The organism is Peribacillus sp. NPDC097197, from assembly GCF_050278025.1.
GTDB lineage: Bacteria > Bacillota > Bacilli > Bacillales > DSM-1321 > Peribacillus.
The window spans coordinates 34072-57198 of record NZ_JBNNST010000012.1; the positions used below are offsets into that span (position 1 = coordinate 34072).

Genomic DNA, 23127 nt, shown 5'->3' on the forward strand with positions numbered 1-23127 from the left:
GGTTTTATCAATTTTCAAAAAGTAGTGGCAGTGATTGTTGGTAGCTTTTTGATTGGTGTTGGGATAAATGGATTCTTGGTCCCTTATCACCTGATAGATGGTGGGATTATCGGGATCGCTCTCGTTCTACATTACTTCTTTGACTTTCAGACAGGGCTTTCGATGTTGGTTCTTAGCATCCCTTTATTTACATATGCCTGGTGTTATGAGCGTTCCCTTTTCTATAGCAGCATCCATGGGTTACTATTGACTTCTCTTTTCATGGATTGGTTAAGCCCATTAAAAAGGGAATTTGCGGTTTCTATTTTCACCAGTTCATTGGTTGGTGGGGTAATTATCGGGGTGGGGATAGGGCTTATGCTCAGATATGAAACAAGCAGTGGAGGAACGGATTTATTGGCAAAATTCATTGCCAAATCCTCCTCCATGGATATTGCATTAATCATTATCATCATAGATACCGCCATCATCTCAGCCGGTTTATTTATTTTAGGAATAGAGATTTTTCTGTTTTCATGTCTGACTATTGTCATTATCGGTGTGATTACATCCATCATGGAAGTACGAAAATGAATGCTCTTACGCCTAAAGAAATATAATTAATTTTTCAAAATGAAGGCTACCTCATCGATGGCTTTTTGCAGTTTCTCACTATTTTTACTATACATCGCTTTGGCATCTTTTGATTCAGTAGAGAGGGCAAACACCTCTAAGTCTGCTTGGCACTTTTTTAAAGTCGCGAGCATTAGAGGTCTTTCTTGAGGAGAAGGGACCTTAAGTTTATCGTCATATAGGTCAACCGTTAATTCGCCATTTGAATTTGCTGCTCCAAGAAAGACATTTTCAAGGAGCACTCCTAATTTATCTAATTCAGTGTTGAGCCAGTTACGATTTAGCCCAATGGTGGACAGAGGTTCATCCATGATTTTCCCATCCATGATGACCATCTGTGATTCCTTAACTGAAGCAACTCTCATGTTTAAATCTTTCGGTGTGATTGGTTTATTTTCTTTCTTTAACAGTACGGAAAAATCACCATTTGCCTCTAATAAAGCAAACTCAACTGTGGATATATCAAAGACGTCCTTACTTCTGAGTAACCATAGTAATTCATCAGTTGTATACTTTTCTTTTTTTAAATTGTCTTCCATGATTTTTCCGTCTTTAATAAACACCGTCGCTTTCCCTTCCACCAAATCACGGAAAATTTTACTTTTCATCGAAATCAGTCCAGCTAAGAAAGGTGCCAATGCAAAAACAAGAATGGAGAGGACACCGTGAACAATGTTTCCTTCTACCTTTGTGGCTAATTCCGCTCCGATGTTTCCGATTGTTATACCCGTGACGTATTCAAAAAATGAAAGCTGGGATATTTGTTTTTTTCCTAGCCATTTGGTAATTAAAAAAAGGACAACTAAAAAAAATAGGGATCGTAAAACAACCTGTAACCAATCAGGCATTATTTAGCACCTCCTGTAAATAAGGGGTCTTAAAATCCCTTATATTGTGGTTCTTCTTTCTCTAACTCTCCGACCCTCTTTTGAATATCTACCATCACTTCATTTACTTTCATCATCGTTTCATGTAAGATTCGCTTCGATTCTTCATCCTGAGTTCGGAGTGCGAGGCTAGATAGTCCAGCTTCCACGCTTCTAAGACTGGCAGCGCATTGTTTAACATCAGATGCTATTGTCATCCTGAAAACTCCTTATTCTTTTGGTTTATACTTAACCATTCCAATTTCACTGCTGAACCCAAACAATTATGGTTGTTGCTGGGCGTCATATTCAATCGAAACGGCATGGGCAATACATGGAATCGATTCATTTTGTTGAAAGGATAGAGGAGATAATAAGGCACCTGTAGCGACGACAAGCATCCGCTTGATTTCTCCTTTTTTCATGCGGTTTAATAGATGACCGTATACAACGGTTGCCGAACATCCGGGTCCGCTGGCTCCTGCCAATACTGGCTGGGTATCTCGATAAATCATTAACCCACAATCAACATACTGTTCTTCCTTGATTGGAGTACCGTGTTTTTTGAATATCTCAAGTGAGACCTCATGCCCGATTTTCCCGAGATCGCCCGTCACGATTAAATCATAATAAGAAGGATCGAGATTCCGTTCTCTCAGATGAGTTTCAATCGTATCAACAGCAGCTGGGGCCATAGCTCCCCCCATGTTAAAAGGGTCCATTAATCCCATATCAATGACACGCCCGATCGTTGCCGATGTGACCTGAGGGCCGTTACCGGAACTGCTTAATAAAGCGACTCCTGCACCTGTCACGGTCCATTGTGCAGTGGGCGGTTTTTGACCGCCGTATTCAGTTGGGTAACGAAATTGCTTTTCAACCGCGGCATTGTGACTAGAAGCACCAGTTAATAAATAATCCGCTCCTTTTGTGTTGATCAAGTAGGCACCAAGAGCGAGTCCTTCCATTGAGGTTGAGCATGCCCCGAATAAGCCAAGGTATGGTGTACCAAGCGTCCGGCATGCAAAACTTGTCGGTGTTATTTGATTGATGAGGTCACCCCCAAGGAAGAACTGTATCTGTTCTTTTTGTAGGCCAGCCTTTTCAATCGCTTTTGTATTTGCTTCTTCTAGAAGAACTTTATGAGCTTTTTCATAGGAATCCTGATTCAACCATAAGTCGGAATGAAGAGTATCGAAATCATCTGCTAACATTCCTTTTGCTTCAAATGGTCCACCGATGGTACCGGTGGAGAGTATGACAGGCTTTTGATCAAAGATCCATGTGCGATGCCCCGTCAGCATTATTAATCACCCCAATGTGTGAGAATTGATTTTTATAAGATTAAAGAAGACAGTCATTACAAGTCTTAGCAAGAAATATAAAGAGGTTGGTTGTCTCAACCAACCTCTTTATATTTTTATTGCTTATATTGTGGTTCTTCTTGTTCAATTTCATTAATACGTGGAGTAATGTTGTCAACAATCTCCTGTGCTTGTTGAGCAGCTTGCTGATAGAGTTGCTTCGCTTGTTCGTTGTCTGTTGAAAGGGCGAAAGTTTCGAAGCTAGCTTGAGCACTTTTTAGACCGGCTAAGGTTGTTTTTACATCACTGATTACTGTCATGGATGATACCTCCTGTTATTTACTTTCCTTTATATAATGGTAAAGGATCATTTTTAATATTCCTGTCATTTTTTTCTCTAGTTGAGTCGAGACGTAGGAAGACAGATGGAGATGCACATATATAAGAGACAACTGTAAGTAATTACCAACTAAAACTAACAGCATTCTCACCGATACAATCATTATCACGTACTCGCGTAATAGAAAAATGCAACTTAAGTAGGAGATGGAAAGATGAAGATGACTGTAAAGAAAAAATTACTATGGAGCTTTTGTGGAGTATTGTCTCTTTTAGCTATCATAACGGGGATTACATTTTATCAGTTCAACAGTGTAGACGATAGTTATTCAAGTGTTATAGAAGACCGTGTCAAAAAGATTTCTCTTTCGACAAAAATGGTCGATGCGATTCGCACGGAACAAATCGCCCTCCGAGGGTACTTGGTCAATGATACGGATAAATATTTATCAGCGTTCCAACAATCGAAGGATTCCTTCAAACAAGCTTTCGATACATATAGTGGGCTTAGTCTAGATCCAGAGGCAAAGAAGATTTTGGAGGAGCTAAATGGTTATGCTACCGAATATGAAACGCTGGCCGGACAGCTAATTGAATTAAAGGATCTTGATGATAAAAAAGGATACATCGACTTAATGAACAATCAAGGAGCTCCCCTTACAATGAAATTAAATGAGGTGAGTGAAGAGGCATTTAATTATCAACAGGCTGCCCTTTTAGAAAAAAGTGATGAATTGTCCCTTCAGGTTAACGGGGTGAAAAGGATTATTCTGATTATCAGCGTCCTAGCCATTATCACTGGGGTGGCGATTGCTTTAATCATAAACCGGAGTATCTCAAAACCTGTGCTGCTCGTTTCAGCTGCAGCAAAACAGATTGCAGCCGGAAATTTGACGATAGAAGATCTGAAAGTGAAGAATAGGGATGAAATCGGTGAATTGGCCAGCTCTTTTAATGAGATGAAAGGTAATTTACGAAGTTTGATTAAAACTGTGAATGTTGCAACGGATCAAGTTGCTGCTTCTTCGGAGGAACTGATGGCAAGCGCGGAACAAACCAATTCTGCGACAACACAGGTGGTAACGGCCATACAAGAAGTGGCCGGTGGTGCTGAAACTCAAAATAACTATGTTGAAGAGAGTTCAAACGGTGTCCAAATCATGGCCATCGGTACCAAGAAAGTTGCCTTAACGACTTCCGCTGTTACTGAATCGGCAATGGAGGCCGCAAAACAAGCCAATATTGGCAGTGAGTATCTTAACAAAGTGATTGAACAAATGAAATCCATATCAACGTCCACAAACGAATCAAATGAAGTGGTAAAAAAACTGAATGATCGTTCCAATGAAATTGGCAAGATCATTGAAGTGATCACAGGTATAGCCGACCAGACGAATCTCTTAGCCTTGAACGCGGCTATCGAATCAGCGAGAGCCGGTGAACATGGGAAAGGTTTTGCAGTCGTGGCTGATGAAGTCAAGAAATTGGCTGAACAATCTCGACAGTCAGCTAAGCAGATTGCTGACCTCATTCAGGATATTCAAGATGATACGGTACATGTGGTCAATACGATGAACTATGGAACCCAGGAAGTGACAGAGGGAATGAAACTTGTCGAGGAGACCGGGAAAACATTCGATTCCATCCTAGAATCGATAGAAACGGTAAGCTCCGAAATACAAGAGGCATCCGCTGTATCAGAGGAAATGGCAGCAAGTGTAGATCAAGTGAGCGCGGCCATTGAACAAGTAACCCGTATTGCTGAAGGATCCGTTACAAGTACGGCCGAAATTGCTTCGGCTTCAGAAGAACAGCTGGCTTCCATGGAAGAAGTAACCGCCTCTGCTTCATCACTGGCGAGAATGGCCGAGGAATTGAAAGAGAAGGTCGTTGCTTTCAAAATTTAAGCAAACAAGAGATGTCCGGGAAACCGGGCTTTTTTTGTGGCTTTTTGTCAAAAAGTTATCTCCTGTACAAGAAGGAATCTACCAGGGAAAAAAGAACTATTGTAGTGAGACAAATAACGGTTAGGAAAAGGGGAGATGAAATGAATAATAAGAGGAAAGCGGCAAGTATGTTATTAGCGGTGGCATTGGTGGCCACGCCATTTAGTGCAACGGCCAAACAGGCGAAAGTAGAGTATGTCGCTTTAGGGGATTCGTTGGCCGCTGGGCAAACACCCGATGGGGTCATCGATTATGGATATGCCGATTATATTGCGGATTCTTTTGTGAAGAATAAATATAAGCTGGCCGATTTCGATAATTTTGGTGTACCTGGGTATACCTCTGAAAAATTGAAGAATGATTTGGTTAAAAGTAGTAAGGTCAGAAAGGAAATTAAAGAAGCAACCCATATCACCATTGATATTGGTGCCAATGATCTCCTAGGCAAAATTAAAACAGACCCTTACAATGCGCAGGAAGCAATCGATACGGTCCGTGTAAATTTGCAAAGCATTCTCCGTACGATCGATAAACTGAACCCAAAGGCCAAGGTATATGTGATGGGTTATTATAATCCCTTCCCCTACTATCCGAAAGAGCAACAGGAACTTCTTTTGCCACTATTGAAAAGTCTAAATGAACAAATCAAAGCGGTAGCAAAGAAAAATGGGGATACCTACGTATCGACCGAGACTCAAATAGGGAAAAAATATAAAGAGTATCTTCCGAATAAACAAGATATCCATCTGAGTAAGTCCGGGTATAAGGTCGTGGCCAAAGAGTTTTGGAAAGGCATAACTAAAAAGAAGTAGAAGGTCATCCTTTCAAAGACGTTAAAGTCAACATGTTAGTATGTTGGCTTTTTTTGTGATGAAGAAGAGGATGGTCCCTTTTAAAATTTAATCAATCGTTTGATTAATGGGGGGGAACGGTAGTATGCTTGGGTTTCATGATGCCATGAAAGAAATAAGGAGTGAATGATCATTGGGAGCATGCAATCTTAACCATACCAGGCAAGATGTCAGGATGAAGCTTAATAGCCAACAGGATTTCTTGCCAAAAACGCTAGGCGAAGCTTTGAAGGAGTTGCTGGAAAAAGAGCAGACGCAAGAAATGCTTAATGAACTTTTCCATCTGCTAAAGAAATATGATTTATCTTCCAAAGAAGAGCAAGACGTAAGAAATGAAAAATTAGCCCAACTCATAAACTGAGTTAGGAGAAACGGGAGCGCTAAGGTGCTCCCGTTTTTTTAGGCTTGATATGGGTGGTTTACCCGAAAACGGCATTTACAGTAATAATGTCAGGTTGGATGTACATAGGATAAGGCGATGTGTCATTTACACCGAGCAATAGGAATAAGAAAAAATTGAGGTAAGGGGTGATACGTAAAACGAATGGGTACTCATGCCTATTATTCCTGTAGGATTTGTCTTTTTTTGTCGAAAACATAGAATTATAGAAATATGTTGTTTATGATGATAAAGGACTAACGTTTTAGTAGTTTATGGAGTCATAAGCAGGATAAGGGAGAGAGAAATGAAAAATGAAAAATTGTAAAACATGTGGTAAGCCGGTGGATGCGGATGCAAAATTTTGTCCTTCATGCGGTGCGGTACTTCCGGGGGAAGAACAGCTCACGGAAAAAGAAATAGCCGCTGCAGAAATGAGGCAGGAGCAAGCTGAGGAAAAGCCCTCTAAGAAGCGATTTAACAAAAGAACGCTAATCATTGCGGCAATCTTAACAATCATCCTTATTTCCAGTGCAGCTGCAGCCATTATTCTTCATAAATCCCCAAAAGAATTATATCTACTTTCTGAATATAAATCGTATCAATATGCAAAAGAGCAATGGGTGGATCAGCATGGTGATTCATTGGAATTCCAAGAGAAAACGATGCAGCAACCTTCCCGTTCGGAGATGACACTAAGTGGGGATGTCGACATGGATTCCTTAGGGAGCGATCCAGACTTCGAGATGGTCAAGGAACTATTGGGCCAGGCATCGATTTCCGCCAAAATGGATCAGGATCCCAAAACGAATCAGGGTCATTACACCGTCGCATTAAATATTGATAAGGAAAAAGCAATGGATGTGGAAATGGTCCAATCCAAGGACCAAGCCGGACTAAAGGTGCCCATGTTATATGATAAGTTCTTTTTCCTGAACTTTGATGAATATGGGGAGTTCATGCGGATGATGGATCCGTTATATGATGGACCGGAAACATTGGAAATATCAGACCTTGAATGGCAGGATTTGAAACTGACAGAGAAGGAACAGAAACATATACAAAAACGCTATGGATCTTTCCTGATGGATAATTTGGATGATGATCAATTCAAGGTTGAAAAAGGTGTGGAATATAAGCACGAAGGCGATGCCATGAAGGTAAGGAAAGTCACTCTGAAACTTTCTGCTTCTGAAACTAAAACATTCATAGACGACTTAATGGATGAAATGATTAAAGATACAGAGCTTCATAATATTCTAGTGAAACGGGCTCAAAAGGTGGCGGGTGCTGCTGCCTTAACCGAACAGGTAGATGAAGAGATGCAAGATACAAAGGCAATGAAACGCCAATTGGTTGACGGCTTGAAAGACGCTAAGGGTGAATTGAAGGATATCCGTTTTGCTGAAGGATTTACCTCCACTTTATTAATAGACAAGAAAGAGCGAATCATCGACCGTAAAGTAACGACATCAATAGGGGATAGCTCTGATCAAGTTAATGTGGTCATGAAAGGTAAAAACATTCCTTACGGGGATGATCAGGCATTCAAAGAATTCAGTATCAATTTAGCACCTGATAATGATCAGGATACAGAGGTAATGTTCAGTGTCACGAATGATGCTGCCGCAAAAAAAGAGAAGCGGACTGAAGATCTCAAGGCAGCCTTTATGTTTAAAGAGTTTGGTGATACCAATGAAATCAAGTTTACGATGAAGAGTGACATCAAAGAAGAAAAAGCTGGGAAACAGGATATCACCAGGACATTCAACCTGGACTTTGATGGTGCGGATTTCTCGGATATGCCGTCTGCATGGAAGGGAACGGTTGAACAGAAGAATGACCTGAACATAAAGGATGAGTATTCTAATTCAAAATTCAAGATGACAGTCGGACTAGAGGATGCTTCGGAATCGGGAAGCGTCACAATCAACCTGGATTCCAAGACGAAGCTGAAAGATAAAGTGGATATGCAGGACTTTAAGCTTGATTCTGGTCAGGGATTAAGTGTTGTCGACATTTCTCCTGATGAGATGTATGAAATCCAGCAAGAAGTAGGGACGAATCTTATGGAGCTCGGTATGAAATACGGGCTCATTTCTGAAGATATGTTCGATTACGATTATGGCGATGAAGCGAGTTATGATGGTTATTATGATTTTGAAGATGAAGATTCTGATGATGCATTTTAAGTAGGGTGAGTTTTATATGAGGAACATGTTTGTGTTTACTTCCTTTTATCTAAAGGTACTGTTGAAAAATAGGAAATCGGCCGCAGCATTGTGGCTGACTCCTATTTTCTTTTTATTGGGTGCGGGTGTGATTGGGAATCACTTTTTAAAAGAGGAGAGCCGAGTTCAAGCATTTCAGGTAGCTGTAATAAATGAAGACCCTACGGTAGAAACGAAGATGGTCATCCAGCAGCTTACGGATAGCCCGCATTTGAATGGGGTCATGACCACCGTTGATACCAGTCAACAAAAGGCATATGAACTCCTCCATAATAATAAGGTAGCGGCAGTTATTTACATTCCTAAGGGATTTAGCCGTGACGTAGCACGAGGCATCAATACACCCGTCAAAGTTACGGGAAACAGCCAAAGACCACTTCAATCCCAGCTTGTCCGTCATGTGATGGAAAGTGCGGCTGATTTTACTTCAGCTGCACAAGGCGGGATCAATACAATCGATTACTTCATGGAAGAGGCGGAGTTATCCGAGGGCATGCAGAAGAAACAATTCAAAAGGGATGTTCTTTCCTTCTCCCTCCATGTACTAAGTCGTGGGGAAATCTTTGATGAAAAAAAGCAAAAGAATCTTTTTCAGGAAAGTCTATTACATTATTATGCTATCTCTTTTTATATACTGCTTATCATGATATGGAGCTTTTTAGGGCTTCTATTACTGAAAAGAAATGAAAGTGCAGCCATAGAAAACCGTCTTTTGGGATTGGGTTTTTCTCATTTTCAATCCACCCTATCTAGAATGCTTGCGGCATATATCATGGTTTCGGTCAGTTCCATCCTGATTGCCCTTCTCTACTTATTATGGAATGGGATCTCTAAACCGACGGAGATAAGTATATGGATCGGCAGTACACTCGTGGCTGCTTTCGTATTTATAACCTTTTTTAGCTGGATGGAGGCGATGATACGGAATGAAAGATTTTATCAATTTGCCGGTATCGGCCTTATTCTTTTAGGGGCTGTCATTGGTGAGCATTTCATACCCGTCGTATATTTTCCGGATTGGTTACAAATCTTGAATTTATTTTCATTAAATGGATGGGTCCTCAAGTTCATGTTCGCAATGGTGCAGGAGGAAGCAGCCTATGCCCCTGTCGAAATTGGTTCTTGGCTCATCATTTCATCTCTGTGCAGTGTCTTCATCATAAAGGGGACTTTACAAATAAGGAGGAGTAGGTAATGGGAGTCATGATAGAGAAACTAAAGCATATGTTCAAGCCTATTACCCTCCTATTGTTTCTGCTACCGATCGTGGCCGCTGTTGGGGTGGGTTCGTTACTGGAGAAGCAACAAAAGGAATTGGTCATCCCGATGGCTATCGTAGATGAAGACCAAACGGATTTTTCGGGAAACCTCATCAAACAAATGGAGCTACAGCAACGCATCGTCGTGAAAGAGACCTCATTCGATGAGGCCGATACCCTTCTTTCCCGTAATGAGGTAGACAGTATATTCGTCTTAAAGAAAGGGTTTCAGGCGCATATATTAGATGACAAAAGAAAAGAGAGCATCGAGCTGTGGACTTCACCAACTTCCATAGCTTCGGGTATTGTTCGTGAAGTGGTAGCGAGTGAGGTTACGAAGGTGACAAGCTCCGTCAAAGCTGCCAATCGAGTGGAAAAGCTCTATCAACAAGAAAAAGGCATAAAGGCGGATGTGTGGAATGAGGCATTCGAATATACCAAAGATCAGTTGGATCCAAAACCGTTGATGACCATAAACTATGTCAGTGAAAATAGTATAGTGGGAACACAAAATAAAGATGTTCTATTTACTTCCTACCTAGGTGTTTGGAGTTTCTTCACCATGCTGTCCTGTTTCATTACATCGGATTGGGTCGTGAAGGAACGCTCCGTTTTATTTCCGAGAATAATGACGACGAATATAGGACTCGCCTCTTATTTAAGACAGACGTCGGGAGCCTATATTCTTTTTCATGTTCTTCAAGCTGCTTGCAGTTTAATGGTTTTAAGTTATTTTCAACTTATGGAAACTACACTTTTTCTATATCTTGGAATGGTTCTGTTCATCATTTTTACAACTTCCATCAGCATGTGGACGGCGAGTCGGATGCATCATCTCGGAAGCTATTATGTGGCCGGTTCATTAATGGCATTCATTCTGGCAATTGCGGGGGGGAGTTTTTTTCCGATTGGTGATATTTCCCCAACGTTTGAATTTATATCCCTTTGGCTTCCTCAGAAAATTCTATGGGTAACGGCCTACCCGTGGTATACGTCATTTAGCGAGATTGGATGGACCGTATTATTTTCGGGAGTTTGCATAGCTTTGCTTTGGAAAACGACAAATTGGGGGCTGAACGTCAGATGATTATCATTAATAATATCGTAAAGAGATACGGAGATAACTTGCTACTTGATGATGTGTCATTACAAATAGGAAAAGGAGAAATCTTTGGACTTTTGGGATCGAACGGGGCAGGGAAGTCAACACTCATTTCCATCCTTGCAACCGTATTACAGCCTTCTAGTGGCAACATCAGGATTAATGGGCTGGATTTAAAAAAGCAAACGAAGCAAGTTCGTCAACTCATTGGTTTTGTCCCACAGGATATCGCATTATGGGATGAGTTTACCGTCAAAGAAAATCTTCGTTTTTGGAGTAAGTTTGTAAAGGGAAAAGTAACGGAAGAACGTCTACTGGAGCTATGTGATGCCGTACAGCTTGAGGATAAGTGGGATGAAAGGGTATCGAGCCTCTCTGGAGGAATGAAGAGGAAACTGAACATTGCCGTTTCTCTGATTCACGATCCGGATATTCTCTTGATGGACGAACCAACTGTCGGGATTGACCTTCAATCCAAGCTTGAAATTAATCAATATGTAAAGAGATTGGCAGAGCAAGGGAAGACAATTGTATACATTACCCATGATATGAGTGAAATCGTGAAGTTATGTGACCGTATTGGTGTGTTGCAAAAAGGGGTCATGAAATTTACCGGGACTCTGAAGCAAGCGGCCGAGAGCTTCCGGGAAATGGGGTATTACAATATAGGGATAGAAGAAGTGGTGTATCGATTATTAAGGAAGACGGATGACACGGTTTCATAAAAGCTATACCCTGCGCTAATAGTCAGCTTTTCATCTATTAATCAAACGTTTGATTAATAGATTCGGAAATCAATTAAGGTAGGTGAGGGAAGCATGTTCCTAGTGGGAGCAACCCAAAAGGTTCTCAAAAATATAGATATAAAAGCAGTCAATTTTAAGGAAGGCGTGGAGGAGGGATTCTATAGATGGCATGTCAATTCATTTAAGGTTGGCAGATATACTTGTCTTACGATGATAAATGATCTGACCCTTTATAGTGTGACCATCGTGGGAGTAAAGAAGAAAGACTTTCTGAACTTCAAGGAATTATTGGTACAACATGTACGGGAAAGTTTACTCGCAGAAGAGATCAACCCTGAGTTAATTGATCCCTATTGAAAAATGGCAAAGAAATGATCATAACTAATACTAATAATCGTAGTACATTAGGTTGCTTGAAAGAGGTTATTCTAAACATACAGTATGATTACCCGTTGGGAAGGGACATAGTGGGAGTGGACACTCAAGAAATTAACCATTACTATAATCGATTCATCCATCTAAAACTATGAGGTTATCCAATAAACTTAATGAAAGAGCAACTAGAAAAAATGTAAACAGCAGGTGCAATGCCCTGCTGTTTTTATGCATTAGTCTCCAACGGTATAGTTAAATGGGATAATTTCGTCGTCCCATGGATGTTTAGTGATGTTGTTTTTTCGTTGCTGATTATTTTCAGTTAGCCTATTCGCAATCTGGTTTACATGGTCCACGGCAGCGTTTATGCGTGAGACATCGTGATGAACCTGACTGATTCTCTTCAGCTGTTGGCGTTCATTTTGACGTTCAAGTTCCAGAATTCTTCCTTCAATCGTTTGCGTTTGGGGGAGCTTGGCCTCGATATCCAGCTCTTGGAACTGGTGATTTCCGTTTTGTTGGGGCAACGGATAGAAACCGTGATGCTTCATTACTTCACTCTCCTTTAAAATCTGGATAGACAGATATCAATAGTCTATGTGGGAGTTAAGAAAGTGACAAAGTTTCTGATTTGAGGGAAAGAAATCATTTCAATAAATTTGCAGAAATCCTCCAGTTCCTATATCGTTTAGGTAAGGAAGAAATCTTTCTTCCGTTATGAAACTAAAGTAGCGATCATCCGTATATATAGAAAAGAGTGTAAGTCAGGAGGATAATACTAATGAATCGATTTCTTGCTGATGTTGTTCCTATGCTGGTTGCAGGCCCTATAGCTTTGTTAGTGGGATTGATCAGCCTATTTGCCTTAGATCAATCCTTCATGATTTCGGTGGTCTTTTCACTGGTCGGAGGGGGGCTCACTTACTGGTTGGGTTCACTTTATTTCACTTCACGATTTTTAAAAAAACATCAACTTACAAGGAAAGAATATCAATATATAAAGAAAAATATAGATGAAGCAAAGCCAAAAATCTGGCGGGTTCAAAAGGCACTTATTTCAGTGCGTCACCTTTCTTCCTTCAAACAGAGGAAGGATATGATTAAAATGATCAGGAAAATATATAGTCTGACTAAAAAAGAGCCGAAAAGGTTCTATAAAGCTGAATCGTTTTATTATTCTCATTTGGATTCCGCAACGGAGTTGGCAGAGAAATATGTTTTTCTGGCCCAGCAACCGAGAAAGAACAAGGAGCTTGAACTGTCATTGACCGAAACTAGAAAGACGTTGAAGGATCTTACTAAAACGATAGAAAAAGATTTATATAAAGTCCTTTCCGATGATATTGATACCCTCAATTTTGAATTGGATGTTGCAAAACAAGCCATTAAAACACGCAAAGAGTCACAAATAGAGGAAAGCAGGAGGCTAAAATGAATAATAAGGATTCTGATTTGTTGAATAATGCCAGTAGCTCTAATTTAATGGATGACCTTTTAGCCAATCCTTTTGCTGAGGTGAAGGAGCAAGAAACATTGTCCAAACAGGAAGCAAAGCCGATCAAACTCATCGATGTGATTCCGGAGGAGAATCGGGAGAAGGCCTATCAGCTTGCGAAACAGATCGACCCGACGAATCATCAGGCCATGATATCGTATGGAACACCGGCCCAATCAAAGCTACTGTCCTTTTCCAATTCGATGCTTGAGCATGTGCAAAAGAAGGATGTTGGTGAAGTAGGCGACATCATCAGTGATCTAATGAAGAAATTAAACGAATTGAGCCCGGATGAACTGAAGGCCGAAAAACCCTCGTTCTTCGCTAGAATGTTCGGCAAACTGTCAGGCTCGGTACAGGAAGCCCTTTCGAAGTACCAAAAAACAGGCGCTCAAATCGACCGAATCAGCGTCAAGCTTGATCGTAGCAAGAATGTACTCCTATCGGATATTGTAATCTTGGAAAAGCTCTATGAAACGAATAAGGAGTACTTCCAAGCGTTGAATGTCTATATCGCAGCAGGGGAAATCAAGCTTGAAGAGTTATATGAGCAAACCATTCCTGCGCTTAAGAAATCTGCTGAGATGAGCAATGACCAGATGAAGTTCCAGGAAGTCAACGATATGCGCCAATTTGCTGAACGACTCGATAAAAGGCTGTATGATCTGAAATTGAGCCGCGAAATCACAATTCAAAGCGCTCCGCAGATCAGGTTGATTCAAAATACGAATCAGGCACTTGTCGAGAAGATACAATCCTCCATCATGACGGCCATCCCACTTTGGAAGAACCAGGTCGCCATTGCATTGACTTTAATCAGACAGCGTCATGCCGTGGAGGCACAAAAGCAGGTATCCAAAACGACGAATGACCTGTTATTGAAGAATTCGGAGATGTTGAAAGTCAATACGATCGAAACCGCCAAGGAAAATGAGCGGGGGCTGGTAGACATTGAAACGCTTAAGAATACACAGGCCAATTTAATTTCCACTCTTGAAGAAACGCTTAGAATTCAAGAAGAAGGAAGACATAAACGACGTCATGCTGAGCAGGAACTTGCCGTGATGGAAAATGAATTGAAGCAGAAGCTTCTGGAGATAAAAGGATAAGGGGGAATCTACGATGGATGCTTTTGAAGCCATTAAAACGAGAAGAAGTATTGGGCTGGTCAAACAAGATCCTGTGCCCAAAGAAATCATCGAACAAATTATCGAATCCGGAACTTATGCACCTAATCACTTTAGAACGGAGCCTTGGCGGTTTTTCGTGCTGATGGGTGAAGGAAGAAACAAGCTTGGTCAGGTTTTTGAGGAAATCACTAAACTTGAAAATGTGGATGACACACCAGAGAGCCTAATAAGCAAAATGGAAAAAGCAAAGAAAAACCCACTGAGGGCGCCTGTCATCATTGCGGTAGGCATGGAACCTAGCGATAAGAAAAATGTCATGCTAACTGAAGAGTATGGTGCGGTCAACAGTGCTGTTCAGAACATGCTATTAACGGCACATTCGCTGGGGCTGGGTGCGGTATGGAGAACCGGTAAAATTGCCTATCATGATAAGGTGAGGGAATTTTTCGGTTTATCGGCCAAAGGGGAAATCTTGGCTTTTATCTATCTGGGGTATCCGGATATGGAGCCCAAACCAGCAAAAAAAACGCCAATCGACCAATTGATGACTTGGATCGTATGAACAAGAAGCGGAAACGCTTCTTGTTTTTTTTTTCAATTAGATTTAAAACACAAACATATGGTATTATCAAAGTAGTGGTCAATTACTATATTAGAAAACTAAAAGATCGTAAAATAGCATGTTGAATGAAGTGATGCTTTTTTGTTTGTGCAGAGTTAATAAAGAGGAGGGACATAGAGAGTGAACACACGTTCATTCTTTTAAATATGGGAAATATTATATTACTTCTTGCAGGAGCGACTTTATTCCTAAATGGAAAAATGACGTTAGGAAAAGCCGATGCAAGAAATGTTGCGGTATTTAATTTATTTGTTGGCTCGTTTCAGGTGCTCGGTGCGTTTTATTTAATTATTGTTTCAGAACCTAGCAATGCAATGTCTTTAGGACATGCATCGATATTCTTGTTTGGTTTTACCTACTTGTACTTGGGAATAACCATTCTAAAAGGGATGGATGGAAGCGGTCTCGGGTACTTTTCACTATGGGTGTCCATTTTGTCCGTTGTGTACGCAACCGTAGAGTTTGTTCAATATGGTGACATGGTGAAGGGGTTGAACTGGGTATTATGGTCGTTCCTTTGGGGAATGTTCTATTTGACCAACTGTAAGAAGTTGCCTATTTCCGAATTCGTCGGGAAAATTTCGCTTGTACTATCATGGGTTACACTGACTATTCCATCATTATTGACCCTTACAGGTGTCTTTGATAACCCAACCATTTACAAAGCTTGGGCCATTGTATTGGTTGTATCTATTATCTACATCGGGTATCTGGGTTATTTATTATTTTACAAGAAAAAAGAAAAAACAAAAGCTATAGCAGCATAACTCATGGAGCAGTATCTCCGTTTGCCATAAACGGAGGTACTGCTCCTCTTTTATATATACCTTTTGTAGTTGAAGAATAGGGATACGCCTTTGTCTGCTTCGTTTCAAGTGACGGTTTAGGATTTAGGTTGTACAATAAATGAGGTTAATAAATTTTGATGAATTAGGATGTGTCTAATAGATGAGAACGATTGATCCATTTGAAATTATTGATGGAAAAGCGATTAAATATTTGGATGTCTTTGGCGTTGAAAACGGCATTGCATTAAAAAGTAAGTATGAAGATAAAACGTATTGGATTTATGATTACTATTGCATGCATCAGACTTGCGATTGCCAGGAAGTCTATCTAGAGTTCGTTGAGGAAAAGAAAGATAATAAGCAAGCGGGGCAACATTTTGGAATACGTGTTTCTTTCCATGATAATCAATTTGTTCTAGAGGATTATAATACTTCCAAACAAAAGGCAATGGATATCGCCGAAGATACATTGAAATATAGCAAAGATATAATGGAACTGTTTAAACAACGCTACGAAAAAATGAAGCAAAAGGGTACCCAGATCATTATGGAGAGTGCAAAAGCGGCGAAAATGCCTCATGTCCATACAGAACCTGTCATAGGTCGGAATGATCCTTGTCCTTGTGGTAGCGGGAAAAAATATAAAAAGTGCTGTGGCAGGGCTTAACTATATCGAAAAGGTGACTTCAATGGAAGTTGCCTTTTTTATTGAAAAAATGGGAAATTTAAGTGGTATTTAAAGAACGTATGTTCTATAATGAAAAAGTAAGTAAATGGCCAGTGAGAAATAAAGGTAGTTAAATAGTTGGAATTTTATGTAAAACTATTTTTTATTTTCAAAAATCTGGTATATATAAGTTGAAGAGATTCTTTTTTATCTCTTTAATGGTTAACGACAACCAGATGGGATAGGTCTCCCTCGCCGAGGATAGTCAAATTATTGACGAAGGAAGGGGTAATCAAATGTCGAAAGAAAAAAGATTAATTCCTTACAAAGTGTTAGAAATAATGGAAAAGGCCAATGAGAAAGTTCCTGAAGGTGTGGAGCTTATAAAGGCACCGGAAATATGGGAACAAGGCAATTATGGTGAAGGTGTAGTCATTGCGGTCATTGACACTGGTATAGATAAGGAACATCCCGATTTAAAAGAGAGAGTCATTGACGGAAGGGATTTTACTGAAACCGGGGATTACCATGATGATAATGGGCATGGAACCCATGTCAGTGGAACGATATTAGCGACCCTGAATGATGTGGGTGTAGTAGGTGTGGCACCGAAAGCGAGTATTCTAGCTTTGAAGGCTTTAAATGGAAAGGGACAGGGAGATATCAACTGGATCAATGGGGCATTGGAGTATGCAATCAATTGGAAAGGGCCGCAGGGTGAAAAGGTCTCCGTCATTTCACTTTCATTGGGAGGGCCCCCGGATGATAAGGAACATCAGCTCATACAAAAAGCGATACAGAATGATATTCTTGTCGTTTGTGCAGCTGGGAACGGTGGAGATGGCCGCCATGATACGGATGAGTTAGATTATCCAGGAGCTTATTCAGAAGTGGTGGAAGTGGGGGCGGTGGACTTAAGCCGGAACTTGGCAGATTTTTCGAATACGAATGACGAAATTGACTTAGTGGCACCGGGTGTCGATATTCTCTCCACATATCCAGGAAGCAAATATGCAAAGCTCAGTGGGACATCAATGGCTACACCACATGTGAGTGGAGCTGCAGCCCTCTTGAAAATCATCTCAGAAAAAGAATTCGGTCGTAAATTATCAGAGGCGGAACTATATGCCCAACTGGTAAAAAATACGGAAGATTTGGGGATAAGCAAGAAGGCACAAGGAAATGGAATGTTGAATTTATCGATGGTCACGCATAGTGCACAGAATGAAATGAGAAGAACCATTGAGGCAAGCAAGACCATGGTTGTAGAATAATAAGTAAAAGATGCCCCAAGTGATTTTGGGGCATCTTCTTAAATGATTACTTCTTATTTTTACGTGCGGCTATCGTAAGGGCAATAATCGAGATGATCAAAGATAAAAGGCCAAGTATGATGATCAGTGTTTGATCGTTATTCCCATCTTTGTCTGTGGACTCCTTCGATTTGTCTACAGAATCGGAATGAGAGTGATCACCTTCTTCGGCATGTTCATGGACTGATGAATCTTCATTGCTCTTGGAAGCTGCCGTAATTTCTGTTATGGAGTGTGGTAGGTCAGAACCTTCCTCTCCACTCCATTCGACAATCTCCCCATCGGCATAGTATTGAAATGCATCCCAAGCGATATCGGCCTCATCCTTTGGATTTTGGGCAACGAACGTGAATTGTTGGAACTGGCCTGCAGCAATGCCATCACCAGTCGCTTCCCAGGTTACTGTTTTCACATGTCCTTTTTTATCCTTTTCCGTTGTCACTTTCCAATCTGGGACTGGTTGGTAACTTGAAAAGGTGATGCCTTCAGGAACCTTTAAGGCAACCTTTGTGGTAGAAGATTCTTTTTCAACCGGAACTTTCAGTGTATAGGTTTCCCAAGCTTCAGGTGCTGAAGAGCTTGGGTTGACCGTAACATGGGCATTTGCAGATCCAGCAAAGAGGAATAGAGATGCCAATGCAGCGATAATAAGCTTTGTACCATTTTTCATGTTTATTTCTTCCCTTCTCATTATGAGTTTCCTACTACTATTACAAAATCCGCATCAATAGAGTGGAGTTCCTTCGTTAAACCATGAATCTTCACTTTCCATTTTCCTGACATGGTTATAAGCGACTTGGTTTTGAATATACCCTTTGCTTCTTCCTGAAGGTGCAATTTTACTTCCCCTGTGTCTTCATCTAAAGGCTCCATGACCACTGTAAGCTGTTCGATATCTGTATAAGGGATGCCCTCATTATTTATTAATTCCACTTGAATGAGGTTCTCACCGATTTCATTGGGGGTCACCGATAAAGTTACTTGATCATTATTTTCAGTCATTTCCGTTTTCTCTACAGGACCTGGAGAAGACTTGGCTGTCTGAACATTTGTTAAAAGAGCAGCAATAAGGAGAATGATGATTCCCAGGCTGAATTCTATTCCAGTACTGAGGCCCAGCTTCTTCGTTTTTCTTTTCCCACGGAGTAAATGAAATGCCCCAAACCCTAACATGATGGACATAAGTCCGATTTTCCCGAGTAATAATTGTCCGTATGTCGTATTTAGCAATGAATGAAGAGTTGGGACATGTTGAAAACTACTGTAAAGTCCGCTGACGATCAGGACAATCACAAAGAGAACGGCCCATGAGGAAAACTTCTGTATGATTGACCAATAAAACGTTTTTTTATCAACATCAGTCAGCTTCGGATTATAGGACTTTGGAAGAATTATCAGTATAGCCAATAAACCGCCTAGCCATAATGCCATGGACATTACATGGAGAAAATCCATAGATACAGCCAGGTATTGATGAGTTGTATCCATGGTATGTCCGATAAAGGCCTTGCAAACCATCAAGGCAGATATAAGGATAAAGGATGTTAGGAGAGAAACCTTGTTGAAGTAATTTCTCCATATAGCCAAAATTGCCACAAGTAAGGCAATTAGCAACACTATTTCTATCATCCAAATATTTCTGAATTGGGTGGACTGTAATACTTCTTTTAGGTAGATGCCATTGAAAGCATGCCACCAACCTACATCAGCGTCAATCGTAACTTTTAAAGGTAGACTCAATAGAATGGAAATCGCCAGTCCGGTATAAGATAGCCAGATATAGCGTCGGGCCCTATTGCTGATTTGATCAGGAGTAGGGCGTTTCACCAATGATAAATAAAAAAAGAGTGCACCAGTAAGAGCGGCAAAACAAAGATATTGAAGGCTTTGCAGGACTATTTGTGTTGTACTTGGAAAGCCTGCATGTTCTTCGCCGATCAGTTGATCGGATGGGATGTTGGATTCCCCATATTGAAAGGGAATTGTACCTTTGATGGGGTGACCATCACTAGAAACCACTCTCCATTTAATGATATAAACCCCTTCATCGAAAGAGCTTGACCATGTAGCTTCAAGAGTATTCCCTGAAACTTGGATATCTTGAAGTGGGATCTCCTTCCCCTCTTTGCTGTACATGGCAAGTGAGTGAAAGGAAGATTGTATAGTTTCACTGAATTGAATGCTGATCTTTTCAGGTATAGTATCCAAGCTCTCATTTGGGCTAGGATTCGAGCTCAAAATGGATGCATGGCCAAAGGCCGTTACCGGTAAGATAAACAAGGCAAGTAGACTGACGAACAGCCATATGTAATTCTTCATTTTGTTGTGCCAGCAACCTTTCTTAGTACTTCTATGAACTAGTATAAAATGAAAATGTGAAATAACAGTGAAAAAATGAAGAGAATCTCTCTACATTTTCTTGATCTATAAGCTAATTATTCTATTTCCTATTATGCATCATTAAGAAATAATTAAGCTTACCATGGTACTCTGACCTTACCATATTACAGGAAATGTAGGGGGGAGTACGTTGAAAAAGATAAAAAAGGCGAGAAGGTGATTTTGGCCGGTTCAATCGTGTGTATGGGGACGTTTACTTATATCCCGAACACAACAAAATAGGACAAGTAAACAAGTACTTATCCTATTTATATATCGGCAATTCAATTTTAACTTCGGTACCATGGTTTAGTTTGCTACTAAAGTGTACTTTTCCTTGGTGCGCTTCGATAATTCGGCAACTTACGGTCAGTCCAAGCCCAGTCCCTTTTTCTTTAGATGAAAAAAAGGGCTCCCCGAGATGTTTCATGCGATCTTTCTCGATTCCACAGCCATTATCCTTGATTGTAACGGAAATGGAATGGTTAATATGCTCAATTTCTATCGAAATATGGGATGCTGTTGCTTCCAGAGCATTTTTGACCATGTTGATGAATACTTGTTTCAGCTGGTTTGCTTCGCATAAAATAAGCGGTATATCGTTTTTTACCTCGATAGAAATTTGAGCGGAAGAAGAATCGGCTTCTACAAGAAGCAAGGCTCTGACTTCATCGATCAATTCTACGATCTGATTTTGACTGAACATGATTTCCTGAGGCTTTGCTAGGACAAGCAATTCGCTAACGATTAAGTTGATTCGGTCTAATTCGCTAAGCATGATGGTGTAATATTGATCATGGGGTTGGTCGTTTTTTTTCAGGAGTTGAACGAACCCTTTTAAGGACGTTAAAGGGTTGCGCACTTCATGAGCAACACTTGCTGCAAGTTCACCGATGATCGAAAGTTTCTCGGATTTTCGTAAGCGTCTTTCTGTTTCACGAATTTGTGTTACGTCTTTTGCATACGTAATGATACCGGCTAATTCTTTGCCCACTAACATGGGAACAAAAGTACAAGAAAGTAAAATGGAATTCCCGTATTTGGTAACAAGCGCTATATCTTTTCCTTTTTTAATCCCCTTCTGATTTTCCACGACATATTGACAGGATGATTGGATGAGCTCTTTAGCTTCTGCGGAAAAATCCAAATCAATAAAAGGGTCCCCTTGAACTTCACCTTTACGGAATCCAGTGACGGTTTCAAATCTTGGATTGACGTTTGTGATGGTTCCTTTCAAATCAAGCATTAACATGGGGGAAGGGTTGTGATCAAACAAAGACTTATAACGCTGTTCACTAGCAAGCAATTGACTTTCCGCGGCAATTCTTTCTGAAATATCCCTACCTATGACTACTAACCCTTTTCGTGAACCATCTTCATGAAATAATGGGACTTTGATGGTATCGAAGGTCTTAAAATGACCGTTTGGCAGTGGAATATTCTCCTCACAACGCGTAATCTTCTTCATTGCCCATGTTTCTTGATCGGAATCTTCACAGTAAATCAATGAATCTCTGTAGAATTGGGAGTACTCGGCAAGCTCGCTATCTTTTTTTCCTTTATAGTCCACATTCTCCAATTGGAATAACTGAAGTCCAAACGTATTCGATTCTAGCCATCTACCTTCTCCATCCTTAAAATTCACAAAGTCTACCATTGAGTTAATAAGGGTACTTCGAAGTTGTTCTTCTTCTTTTAGTTGTTTGAACTCTTCTCTTTTAGATAAGTAGAGAAATAAAATCAAACCGATTAATAGGACAAAGATGAACCCTTCTGCTCGCTGGAGTTGAAGGAACGCCTCTTTAGTATTCAAGGAATTCATTAAATAGTAATTGAAAACAAGTAATGTGGTCATTCCAGAAAGAATGTAGATTACTAATATGATACGTCTCGGCATATGGGTCTCCCTGAATTCTCCGACATTTCAAAGCTGAAATACATACACATTTTAACAAACTATTGGTTGAAAATATACGATTCCACACAAAAAAACAGGCAGCAAGGTTACCTGTTTTTCTTAAAGAGTGATAGGTTCTTTTTTTTCTTGAAGCGCTTGTAGATAAGGAAAAAGGTTAAGAGCAGGAAACCGAGTACAATCAATGTATATTGATTCATCTCTACGGAAAGAAGTCCATATGGAATTAAAGAGAGAAAGAAGAAGTAGATGAGATTGCCTAATGCTGTTGCCATTAAGAAATCTTTGAAGGTGACGGAACTAACTCCAGCTGCAAGGTTTATTAAACTTGTCGGTATGAAAGGGAAAATTCTACCGGTAAAGACATACATAAACCCATGATCCTTGACGGAATCCTGCCAGTCGGTACCCATCTTTCTTAAAATCAATGACTGGAACCAGTGCCTGGCAGCATAGAAAATGGTTCCTGACGCGACCACGCTTGTTAACCAACTCCATAGATACCCGAATGCAAAGCCAAAGATCGTTACATTAATTGTTAAAAGTAAAATCAGGGGGATGACAGTAAAGGAGTTCTGAATGATCATCAAAACGAACGTCACTACAAAGGTAAGAAGGAGATTTTCTGTCAATATGGCTATCACGGATTCCAAGTCGCTATTCCAAATCATCGTGAATAATTCTGAATTTAGCCCGATGAATGTTACTACAATCAGAAGGACGAGTAACATCAGTATTTTTTTCTGCAAAAAGTCACCACCATTTATCAATTTTTTTGAGTATGGTTGAAAAAAAGAGCCGCTGCATG

The 23127-nt window shown here is 40.4% G+C and carries 23 protein-coding genes and 1 pseudogene; 15 read left to right on the top strand and 9 right to left on the bottom strand.

The annotated features are described in order from the left end of the window. Positions 1-24: 24 nt before the first annotated feature. Positions 25-573 (top strand): YitT family protein, encoded by a 549-nt coding sequence (locus ACQKL6_RS15530; RefSeq protein WP_402872211.1) that lies wholly within the window; start codon positions 25-27, stop codon positions 571-573. A gap of 26 nt (positions 574-599) precedes the next feature. On the opposite strand, the gene ACQKL6_RS15535 is transcribed toward ACQKL6_RS15530, so the two are convergent. The 4 genes from ACQKL6_RS15535 to ACQKL6_RS15550 form a co-directional block, all read right to left on the bottom strand. Further along, entirely contained in the window at positions 600-1460 is an 861-nt protein-coding gene (locus tag ACQKL6_RS15535) for a DUF421 domain-containing protein (RefSeq protein ID WP_402872208.1), read from the bottom strand. Positions 1461-1489: 29 nt separating this feature from the next. Then, positions 1490-1696: a DUF1657 domain-containing protein gene (locus ACQKL6_RS15540; RefSeq protein ID WP_402872205.1), complete on the bottom strand. Its 207-nt coding sequence runs from the start codon at positions 1694-1696 to the stop codon at positions 1490-1492. Between the two features lie 66 nt (positions 1697-1762). Beyond that, entirely contained in the window at positions 1763-2782 is a 1020-nt protein-coding gene (spoVAD, locus tag ACQKL6_RS15545; protein WP_402872202.1) for a stage V sporulation protein AD, read from the bottom strand. A 116-nt stretch (positions 2783-2898) separates the two neighbouring features. Beyond that, complete coding sequence (locus ACQKL6_RS15550) at positions 2899-3102, bottom strand: DUF1657 domain-containing protein (protein ID WP_402872198.1); 204 nt, start codon at positions 3100-3102, stop codon at positions 2899-2901. A 234-nt stretch (positions 3103-3336) separates the two neighbouring features. On the opposite strand from ACQKL6_RS15550, the gene ACQKL6_RS15555 reads away from it, so the two are divergent. The 8 genes and pseudogenes from ACQKL6_RS15555 (at position 3337) to ACQKL6_RS15590 (ending at position 12165) form a co-directional block, all read left to right on the top strand. Next, entirely contained in the window at positions 3337-5028 is a 1692-nt protein-coding gene (locus ACQKL6_RS15555; protein ID WP_427591651.1) for a methyl-accepting chemotaxis protein, read from the top strand. Positions 5029-5168: 140 nt separating this feature from the next. Further along, positions 5169-5879 (top strand): GDSL-type esterase/lipase family protein, encoded by a 711-nt coding sequence (locus ACQKL6_RS15560; RefSeq protein ID WP_427591650.1) that lies wholly within the window; start codon positions 5169-5171, stop codon positions 5877-5879. Between the two features lie 172 nt (positions 5880-6051). Beyond that, positions 6052-6279 carry a hypothetical protein gene (locus tag ACQKL6_RS15565; protein WP_402989338.1) on the top strand — a complete coding sequence of 76 codons (228 nt, stop codon included), beginning with the start codon at positions 6052-6054 and terminating at the stop codon, positions 6277-6279. 332 nt (positions 6280-6611) lie between these two features. After that, positions 6612-8489 carry a zinc-ribbon domain-containing protein gene (locus ACQKL6_RS15570; protein ID WP_402958588.1) on the top strand — a complete coding sequence of 626 codons (1878 nt, stop codon included), beginning with the start codon at positions 6612-6614 and terminating at the stop codon, positions 8487-8489. Between the two features lie 16 nt (positions 8490-8505). Beyond that, positions 8506-9723: an ABC transporter permease gene (locus ACQKL6_RS15575; RefSeq protein ID WP_427591649.1), complete on the top strand. Its 1218-nt coding sequence runs from the start codon at positions 8506-8508 to the stop codon at positions 9721-9723. Continuing rightward, positions 9723-10874 (top strand): ABC transporter permease, encoded by a 1152-nt coding sequence (locus tag ACQKL6_RS15580; RefSeq protein ID WP_427591648.1) that lies wholly within the window; start codon positions 9723-9725, stop codon positions 10872-10874. Before ACQKL6_RS15575 ends, ACQKL6_RS15580 begins: the two co-directional genes overlap by 1 nt. Further along, positions 10871-11614 (top strand): ABC transporter ATP-binding protein, encoded by a 744-nt coding sequence (locus ACQKL6_RS15585; protein WP_402872178.1) that lies wholly within the window; start codon positions 10871-10873, stop codon positions 11612-11614. Before ACQKL6_RS15580 ends, ACQKL6_RS15585 begins: the two co-directional genes overlap by 4 nt. A 93-nt stretch (positions 11615-11707) precedes the next feature. Then, positions 11708-12165: pseudogene (locus ACQKL6_RS15590) on the top strand (DUF6933 domain-containing protein). A 78-nt stretch (positions 12166-12243) separates the two neighbouring features. Here ACQKL6_RS15590 and ACQKL6_RS15595 read toward each other — a convergent pair. Then, positions 12244-12561 (bottom strand): hypothetical protein, encoded by a 318-nt coding sequence (locus tag ACQKL6_RS15595; RefSeq protein ID WP_427591647.1) that lies wholly within the window; start codon positions 12559-12561, stop codon positions 12244-12246. A 230-nt stretch (positions 12562-12791) separates the two neighbouring features. Here ACQKL6_RS15595 and ACQKL6_RS15600 point away from each other — a divergent pair, with 230 nt between their 5' ends. The 6 genes from ACQKL6_RS15600 (at position 12792) to ACQKL6_RS15625 (ending at position 17986) form a co-directional block, all read left to right on the top strand. After that, positions 12792-13445 (top strand): 5-bromo-4-chloroindolyl phosphate hydrolysis family protein, encoded by a 654-nt coding sequence (locus ACQKL6_RS15600; protein WP_403124354.1) that lies wholly within the window; start codon positions 12792-12794, stop codon positions 13443-13445. Beyond that, entirely contained in the window at positions 13442-14614 is a 1173-nt protein-coding gene (locus tag ACQKL6_RS15605) for a toxic anion resistance protein (RefSeq protein WP_402958577.1), read from the top strand. Before ACQKL6_RS15600 ends, ACQKL6_RS15605 begins: the two co-directional genes overlap by 4 nt. Before the next feature lie 13 nt (positions 14615-14627). Continuing rightward, positions 14628-15197 carry a nitroreductase family protein gene (locus ACQKL6_RS15610; protein WP_427651447.1) on the top strand — a complete coding sequence of 190 codons (570 nt, stop codon included), beginning with the start codon at positions 14628-14630 and terminating at the stop codon, positions 15195-15197. Positions 15198-15403: 206 nt separating this feature from the next. After that, a complete protein-coding gene (locus ACQKL6_RS15615; protein WP_427591646.1) occupies positions 15404-16024 on the top strand; it encodes an AmiS/UreI family transporter in 621 nt (206 codons plus the stop codon). A gap of 181 nt (positions 16025-16205) precedes the next feature. Continuing rightward, on the top strand, positions 16206-16712 hold the full coding sequence (locus tag ACQKL6_RS15620) for an SEC-C metal-binding domain-containing protein (RefSeq protein WP_402872160.1): 507 nt from the start codon (positions 16206-16208) through the stop codon (positions 16710-16712). A 296-nt stretch (positions 16713-17008) separates the two neighbouring features. Continuing rightward, on the top strand, positions 17009-17986 hold the full coding sequence (locus ACQKL6_RS15625) for a S8 family peptidase (RefSeq protein ID WP_402958571.1): 978 nt from the start codon (positions 17009-17011) through the stop codon (positions 17984-17986). 46 nt (positions 17987-18032) lie between these two features. Here ACQKL6_RS15625 and ACQKL6_RS15630 read toward each other — a convergent pair whose 3' ends face one another. From ACQKL6_RS15630 to ACQKL6_RS15645, 4 genes are all read right to left on the bottom strand, one after another. After that, the gene (locus tag ACQKL6_RS15630; protein ID WP_427591645.1) at positions 18033-18695 is read right to left on the bottom strand and encodes a YcnI family protein; all 663 of its coding nucleotides are present in this window, start codon (positions 18693-18695) and stop codon (positions 18033-18035) included. 20 nt (positions 18696-18715) lie between these two features. Next, positions 18716-20344, bottom strand: coding sequence for a copper resistance protein CopC (locus ACQKL6_RS15635; protein ID WP_427591644.1), 1629 nt, complete (start codon positions 20342-20344; stop codon positions 18716-18718). A gap of 325 nt (positions 20345-20669) precedes the next feature. Next, entirely contained in the window at positions 20670-22301 is a 1632-nt protein-coding gene (locus ACQKL6_RS15640) for an ATP-binding protein (protein WP_402989307.1), read from the bottom strand. Between the two features lie 107 nt (positions 22302-22408). Further along, positions 22409-23068, bottom strand: a complete 660-nt coding sequence (locus ACQKL6_RS15645) for a TVP38/TMEM64 family protein (protein ID WP_403124368.1) — start codon at positions 23066-23068, stop codon at positions 22409-22411. Positions 23069-23127: the final 59 nt, after the last annotated feature.

Bases quoted from the DNA above. Each gene is read 5' to 3' on its own strand.
- ACQKL6_RS15555 (WP_427591651.1), top strand. From the start codon at position 3,337: ATGAAGATGACTGTAAAGAAAAAATTACTATGGAGCTTTTGTGGAGTA.
- ACQKL6_RS15620 (WP_402872160.1), top strand. From the start codon at position 16,206: ATGAGAACGATTGATCCATTTGAAATTATTGATGGAAAAGCGATTAAA.
- ACQKL6_RS15585 (WP_402872178.1), top strand. From the start codon at position 10,871: ATGATTATCATTAATAATATCGTAAAGAGATACGGAGATAACTTGCTA.
- ACQKL6_RS15550 (WP_402872198.1), bottom strand. From the start codon at position 3,102: ATGACAGTAATCAGTGATGTAAAAACAACCTTAGCCGGTCTAAAAAGT.
- ACQKL6_RS15600 (WP_403124354.1), top strand. From the start codon at position 12,792: ATGAATCGATTTCTTGCTGATGTTGTTCCTATGCTGGTTGCAGGCCCT.
- ACQKL6_RS15610 (WP_427651447.1), top strand. From the start codon at position 14,628: ATGGATGCTTTTGAAGCCATTAAAACGAGAAGAAGTATTGGGCTGGTC.
- ACQKL6_RS15535 (WP_402872208.1), bottom strand. From the start codon at position 1,460: ATGCCTGATTGGTTACAGGTTGTTTTACGATCCCTATTTTTTTTAGTT.
- ACQKL6_RS15540 (WP_402872205.1), bottom strand. From the start codon at position 1,696: ATGACAATAGCATCTGATGTTAAACAATGCGCTGCCAGTCTTAGAAGC.
- ACQKL6_RS15625 (WP_402958571.1), top strand. From the start codon at position 17,009: ATGTCGAAAGAAAAAAGATTAATTCCTTACAAAGTGTTAGAAATAATG.
- ACQKL6_RS15615 (WP_427591646.1), top strand. From the start codon at position 15,404: ATGGGAAATATTATATTACTTCTTGCAGGAGCGACTTTATTCCTAAAT.
- ACQKL6_RS15595 (WP_427591647.1), bottom strand. From the start codon at position 12,561: ATGAAGCATCACGGTTTCTATCCGTTGCCCCAACAAAACGGAAATCAC.
- ACQKL6_RS15570 (WP_402958588.1), top strand. From the start codon at position 6,612: ATGAAAAATTGTAAAACATGTGGTAAGCCGGTGGATGCGGATGCAAAA.
- ACQKL6_RS15575 (WP_427591649.1), top strand. From the start codon at position 8,506: ATGAGGAACATGTTTGTGTTTACTTCCTTTTATCTAAAGGTACTGTTG.
- ACQKL6_RS15560 (WP_427591650.1), top strand. From the start codon at position 5,169: ATGAATAATAAGAGGAAAGCGGCAAGTATGTTATTAGCGGTGGCATTG.
- spoVAD (WP_402872202.1), bottom strand. From the start codon at position 2,782: ATGCTGACGGGGCATCGCACATGGATCTTTGATCAAAAGCCTGTCATA.
- ACQKL6_RS15605 (WP_402958577.1), top strand. From the start codon at position 13,442: ATGAATAATAAGGATTCTGATTTGTTGAATAATGCCAGTAGCTCTAAT.
- ACQKL6_RS15635 (WP_427591644.1), bottom strand. From the start codon at position 20,344: ATGAAGAATTACATATGGCTGTTCGTCAGTCTACTTGCCTTGTTTATC.
- ACQKL6_RS15630 (WP_427591645.1), bottom strand. From the start codon at position 18,695: ATGAAAAATGGTACAAAGCTTATTATCGCTGCATTGGCATCTCTATTC.
- ACQKL6_RS15580 (WP_427591648.1), top strand. From the start codon at position 9,723: ATGGGAGTCATGATAGAGAAACTAAAGCATATGTTCAAGCCTATTACC.
- ACQKL6_RS15640 (WP_402989307.1), bottom strand. From the start codon at position 22,301: ATGCCGAGACGTATCATATTAGTAATCTACATTCTTTCTGGAATGACC.